Here is a 5,907-nt window from a genome sequence, read left to right as displayed (position 1 = left end):
CGAAGATGCTTCGCTCCTACAATTAAAAAGCCCGCTCCGTGCGGGCTTTTTTGTGCCTGAAATTCAGGTGTTTGTGCTTTCCTGAGGCCAGTTTTTTCATGAGCCCTGGGCTACAATGCTGTTTTTTCCAGTAATGAAGCGTCATGCCGTTGAGAAAGAAGTACGACTATCGGATAGCAGATATACGCGTCGGTCGCATAGTGATCGGTGCGCTGGTTGCGGTAATCCAGCTGGTTGCTTATCAGGTTTTGCAGCAGTACAACATGGCTCGAATGGATTCTGTGGACTCCTGGGATGTTGCTCTATCCCTTGATGCTGCGCTGCCTTTAGTTCCTGAATTCGCTTTTATCTATTTTCTCTACATTCCGGGGCTGATTGTTCCGGCGCTGCTGGATATGCCATTCACGTTGTACCTCCGCTACGCCCTGTCGCTCGTGCTATCTGTCCTCATAGCTTGTGTCTGTTTTGCATTCGTGCCGCTTAAAATTATCCATGACACTTTTGTGTGCGCCGATTGGTCCTGCAGCGCGCTGGTCATGCTGCGGAGTCTGGATGCTGGCGTGAATATTCTGCCCAGCCTTCATGCGTCTCAAACCCTGTTGGCGGCGATTGTGATGGTTACCGCGAGCCGGGTCCATGGAGTACGGACGTTCTGGTGGGCCTGGGGATTGTTTTTATATCTGCCGATTATCGCTTCAACGCTATTAACTAAACAGCACTACGTGATTGATATTGTGGCGGGCTTTTTAGTGGGAGTGATTACCTGGAAGCTTGCTCTTCTGTTCGTGGGTGACGAGCACGTTGTAGACGAAGAGCCTGAGGTCGATGCAGCTTAACTTTTTCAGAGCGCTGGCCAATGTGTTGGGGTTAACCTGGGCGCGGGTGCGTTCTGATTTTCTGTTTCACTCATGGGTGACAATTACGCTCGGGATAACAGTAACGGCACTGATGTTCGTTCCTGATGCGGATAATTACCTCAGGTTTGATAGCGTTGCTATTCTTGAAAACGGGGAGTGGTGGCGCATCTTTACGGCTGTGTTTGTCCATAGCTCATGGGATCACTATACATGGAATGTGATCGTCCTTGTCGCAAGCAGCCTTGTGTGTGAGCAGATTAACCGGCGGGTATTTGTTATTTATCTGTTTGCTATGCTGGTTGCAAACGCGACGTTTAAGCTACTGATTTATGGCGGAGAACACAGTTCTTTGGGCTTCAGTGGTGTGGCGTCAGGCACCTTCGTATTGCTGTTGATACTTATCATCGCAGAGGGTATGACTACCCGGGATTTCTGGATGGTGGTCGTCAGCGCGGCGATTCTTGTCGTTTTTTCAGCTCATGAATTGGGTTTTCTTGGGAGTCAGACTGGCTGGGAAATGCTCACCGGGCACTCGATAGACTCGACGCCCGGTAAGAAGACAAAGCCGGCCCATGTCTTGGGTATGTTTACCGGCTTCGTTGTTGCTTCAGGCTACCTGTTTACGGCGGCGGTAATACGCAAACGTCAGTAATGCGAGCACTGCGGCAACTATACCAAGGGATTCCTCTTCCTCATCTTCATAGAATGCGCTGAATTCGCTGTATTCGACGGCCGGCCCCTCGCTCTCATCGTAACTTGAAAGTGTGAGAAGGTTAGCTTCGATGTACCCGCCGTAATTAGCATCAGCCACGAAGATATCAACGCGAAGCAAACCGTCCGAAAAGTCGCTCTGGTTGGTTACTGTCATCCCGGTTGGGAAAGCGATATGCAAGTGCTTCTTGGTGCATGTGGTGGTGAAACTTTGGCCTCTCAGTGATACAGACGTAGATCGCACGCCAGGCAATTCACCTCCATCGCAAGTAAACTGTGGATTGTCTTCTCCGACTTCTTCCGGATCGCTGGGTAGTATCAACAGATCGACAGTCAGATTGGTTGCTTCTGGTATGTCTTCTGGGAGTTCCATTCGCAACCTGATGTTGGGACTTTGGACGTTGTCTCTCAGAGAAACTAATTCGACGCCGGCCTCAACGGCTGAGCTGGTCGAGTCTTCCATGCTGAGGCTGTTGCCGTCACTGAATGTGATGCTGCCGCCAGCGACGAGGGTATTTGATTCTTCAGCGATAAAGTTGAGGGGCCAGGTAAGCGGCGTTGTCGCTGACACTTTGGCATCGGTATGAGTGGCAGTGATGACGCCGTCTGCGCACTCTGCGATGGCATTGCCATCACCATCCAGTAATCCCTCAGTGAGCAGGGTATCACTTTCACCACAGGTCAGTGGGGATGGATCAGAGGATAGGTTGGCTTCCAGGCGAACAAAGTCCTCTTCCTGATCATTTGGTGGCCAGGCCGTAACCACGGCGCCATTGCTGTTGCGCGCGATTTCGTAATAATACTTAGCGGCTCGGGCCGGTGGAATTTCGACTGTGGTGGTGGTAGCTTCAAGGCCTGTGCTGTCGAGTCGTTCAATAAGCAGTGCTGTGGTTTCGTCACTCTCTGAGGAGCTCGCCTTAAAGACAATGTGGACCGCTGGCGTTGAGGTGGTATCGCCGCTTCGTGGGCTTATTCGAAGAGTACGATCCTCTTCCCGGTAGAAGCTGCCGAGCACCTGAGTCCTGAAAGGCATTGTGCTGCTCGCATCTGCTGGTAGGTCCGCGGAGAGGGTCTCTATGTACGTGAGGTGGTCGGGAATATCACGAATGACGAGTGCTTCGCCTGCAGCGAGCCGTTGCGTGTCCATCCATACGGTGACGAACTCGCCATCGTTAAGCTCACCGTTGCGAGACAAAGTGTCGTGAGGCATCACTCCAGCGTTCAGGCTGACTTCGTTTCCGGGGGCCTGGTCGACAGGTTCTTCTGTCTGGGGTTCTTCTTCAGCCACCCCGGTGACTGTCACAGTGATGGTTGAATAAGTGACATCGGTACCGGTTGTGTTGACTTCGAAAGTAACTTCTTCAGTGACACCTTCTTCCAGATTGCTGAAGTCGCCGTTGGTATCAAAGGTTACTGATGCGCCCTGGTTATTCGTGGCCGTACCTTTCTGAGGGTAAACTTCAACGTAGATGTCACCATCTGCTGTTATATCCGTACTGAGAATCGTCACTGAGCTGTCGGAATCCACGCTGACCGCGTAATTTGGGGCTTCTCCCTGTCCATCCCCGGGACCATCAATCGGGCCTTCGCAGCTCTGTGGGTCCTGACAGTCATCGATGGGTGGGCATTCTTGTTCGTCGCAGGCGGGTGCTTCATCTTCTGGTGGAAGGTCGCAGCCCTGATCGAAACATTCTTCCGGCGGAAGTGTGTCAGATGGGCAATCGATACCGTCGCATTCAACAGCATTTGTATTGAGAGCTTGTAAGCCAAGCAGGAGAATCGCAGTGGAGAGGCCTTGTCTGTAATTCATTATTTTACTTCCTCTGTGAGAATGGCCAAATAATAAGCAATCTGTCGTAATCTGTCTTCCCCCTGAGGGGTGAATCTTCAACCAATAAAAAACCCCGCGCGGCTAACCGGGCGGGGTCTTAATCGTTAAGACAACTTACTTGTTGGCTTTACGCTCTTTCGCTTCTTCCATTACCTTGTCAGCGATCTGCTGAGGGCAAGGCATGTAGTGGCTGAACTCCATAGAGAACTGACCACGACCAGAAGTGATGGTACGCAGGTGGCCGATGTAGCCAAACATCTCAGACAGTGGAACGTCTGCTTTGATGCGAACACCGCTGGTACCCGGCTCCTGATCTTTGATCATGCCGCGACGACGGTTAAGGTCACCAATTACGTCACCTACGTTGTCTTCTGGAGAGAAAACGTCAACCTTCATGATCGGCTCGAGCAGCTGAGCGCCGGCTTTAGGCATAGACTGACGGAATGCACCTTTTGCAGCGATTTCGAACGCAACTGCAGAGGAGTCAACCGCGTGGTAGCCACCGTCGTATACGTCGATTTCAACGTCCAGTACCGGGAAGCCAGCCAGAGGGCCTTCTTCCATCATGCTCTTGAAGCCTTTTTCAATCGCAGGGAAGAATTCTTTAGGTACGTTACCGCCAACAACAGACGTATTGAATACGAAACCGGTACCTGGCTCACCTGGCTTCATGCGGTAATCAATCTTACCGTACTGACCAGAACCACCAGACTGCTTCTTGTGGGTGTAGCTATCTTCGATCGGCTGAGTAATGGTCTCACGGTAAGATACCTGTGGAGCACCTACTTCCAGCTCAACGCCATAAGTACGCTTCAGGATGTCGACTTTAATGTCGAGGTGAAGCTCACCCATACCTTTGAGGATGGTCTCGCCAGAATCTTCGTCAGTTTCAACCTGGAATGACGGATCTTCTGCAACCAGTTTACCGATCGCGATACCCATCTTATCAACAGCGCCTTTATCTTTTGGCTTAACCGCGATAGAGATAACCGGATCCGGGAATACCATGGCTTCCAGAGTACATTCATGCTTAGGATCACACAGAGTGTGACCAGTCTGAACGTTCTTCATACCGACAACCGCGATGATGTCACCGGCTTGTGCAGAGGTCAGTTCGCTCTTGTCGTCCGCCTGCATCTCAACCATACGACCGATACGTTCAGTCTTACCAGTTGCAGAGTTCAGCACGGTGTCACCTTTATTGATCTTACCGGAGTAGATACGGATAAAGGTGAGGGCACCGAAACGGTCGTCCATGATTTTGAACGCCAGAGCACGGAAAGGCTCATCAGCAGATACAATCGCTTTATCGCCAGTCGGGTTACCTTCTTCGTCGGTCAGATCCTGTGGATCAACTTCCGTTGGGCTAGGCAGGTAGTCAACAACGGCGTTCAGAACCAGCTGAACACCTTTGTTCTTAAATGCAGAACCACAGTAGGTAGGGAAGAACGCCAAAGTGCGGGTACCTTCGCGGATGCAGCGCTTGATGTCCTCCATAGATGGCTCAGTGCCTTCTTCGAGGTATTCCATCAGCAGATCTTCGTCCATTTCCAGGGCGGTTTCGATCAGCTCCTGACGGTACATCTCAACGTCGTCTGCCATGTCAGCAGGGATGTCCTGTACTTCGTAGTTTTCTGGCAGACCAGTGTCGTCCCATACGTAAGCTTTGTTGCTAAGCAGGTCAACAACACCGACAAATTCGTCTTCGGTGCCAATTGGCAGAACCATAACCAGTGGACGAGCACCCAGAGTTTTCTTCACCTGCTCAACAACGCGGTAGAAGTCTGCACCGAGACGGTCCAGCTTGTTCACGAAGATGATACGGGATACTTCTGAGTCGTTCGCGTAACGCCAGTTGGTTTCAGACTGAGGCTCAACGCCGCCTGAACCACAGAATACGCCGATACCGCCATCCAGTACTTTCAGTGAACGATAAACTTCAACGGTGAAGTCAACGTGTCCAGGGGTGTCAATAACGTTCAGGCGGTGGCCTGCCCATTCACAGGTAACAGCAGCAGACTGAATGGTAATACCACGCTCAGCTTCCTGTTCCATGAAGTCAGTGGTGGATTCGCCGTCGTGTACTTCACCGGTTTTATGGATTTTACCGGTCAGCTTCAGGATACGTTCCGTGGTGGTAGTCTTACCCGCATCAACGTGGGCAAAGATACCTATGTTTCTGTATTTAGAGAGGTCTGTCATAACGTTACTCGGTTAGCAGAGTGAAATTTCGCGCGATAATGTACACGTTTTCGGCGGCGATTTCCTCACACTTTTGTTCGTAAGTCCAATTAAAGCGAAAAAACCTTCGCTGAATGTCATTTCGAAGTCTTGCCAGTCCCAAGGTGGCAGCCTTTGTTGACAGGATGCCGCGCGCGCGTATGATGTCGGCTTTCATAATTAGTCGGCTCGCCGGCGAAGCTTTAGCATAAACATTACAACCTGAGGGCCAAGACGGTGGCAAAGGAAACGTTTGAACGCTCAAAACCCCACGTAAACGTGGGTACT

The 5,907-nt window shown here is 51.2% G+C and carries 5 protein-coding genes; 2 read left to right on the top strand and 3 right to left on the bottom strand.

Features of this window, described 5'->3' with window-relative positions:
- Positions 1-143: 143 nt before the first annotated feature.
- Together B2R29_RS04265 and B2R29_RS04260 are read left to right on the top strand one after the other, a co-directional pair.
- Positions 144-836, top strand: coding sequence for a phosphatase PAP2 family protein (locus tag B2R29_RS04265; protein WP_301179930.1), 693 nt, complete (start codon positions 144-146; stop codon positions 834-836).
- Positions 826-1,509: a rhomboid family intramembrane serine protease gene (locus B2R29_RS04260; protein WP_301179929.1), complete on the top strand. Its 684-nt coding sequence runs from the start codon at positions 826-828 to the stop codon at positions 1,507-1,509. Before B2R29_RS04265 ends, B2R29_RS04260 begins: the two co-directional genes overlap by 11 nt.
- Here the strand turns inward: B2R29_RS04260 and B2R29_RS04255 are convergent.
- The 3 genes from B2R29_RS04255 to B2R29_RS04245 form a co-directional block, all read right to left on the bottom strand.
- Positions 1,465-3,378, bottom strand: a complete 1,914-nt coding sequence (locus B2R29_RS04255; RefSeq protein ID WP_301179928.1) for a hypothetical protein — start codon at positions 3,376-3,378, stop codon at positions 1,465-1,467. The genes B2R29_RS04260 and B2R29_RS04255 overlap by 45 nt on opposite strands.
- Positions 3,379-3,513: 135 nt before the next feature.
- Positions 3,514-5,601 carry an elongation factor G gene (gene fusA / locus B2R29_RS04250; protein WP_301179927.1) on the bottom strand — a complete coding sequence of 696 codons (2,088 nt, stop codon included), beginning with the start codon at positions 5,599-5,601 and terminating at the stop codon, positions 3,514-3,516.
- Positions 5,602-5,605: 4 nt separating this feature from the next.
- Positions 5,606-5,907, bottom strand: a 302-nt coding sequence (locus B2R29_RS04245) for a hypothetical protein (RefSeq protein ID WP_301179926.1), incomplete at its 5' end; no start/stop codon positions are given.

This window comes from Thalassolituus sp. UBA3500 (assembly GCF_002377545.1).
Lineage (GTDB): Bacteria > Pseudomonadota > Gammaproteobacteria > Pseudomonadales > Oceanobacteraceae > Thalassolituus.
The sequence above is the reverse complement of the archived record's forward strand: the minus strand, read 5'-3'. Positions and strand labels throughout refer to the sequence as shown.

Excerpts from the sequence above, each read along its gene's own strand:
- B2R29_RS04255 (WP_301179928.1), bottom strand. The coding sequence starts at position 3,378 with ATGAATTACAGACAAGGCCTCTCCACTGCGATTCTCCTGCTTGGCTTA.
- fusA (WP_301179927.1), bottom strand. The coding sequence starts at position 5,601 with ATGACAGACCTCTCTAAATACAGAAACATAGGTATCTTTGCCCACGTT.
- B2R29_RS04260 (WP_301179929.1), top strand. The coding sequence starts at position 826 with ATGCAGCTTAACTTTTTCAGAGCGCTGGCCAATGTGTTGGGGTTAACC.
- B2R29_RS04265 (WP_301179930.1), top strand. The coding sequence starts at position 144 with ATGCCGTTGAGAAAGAAGTACGACTATCGGATAGCAGATATACGCGTC.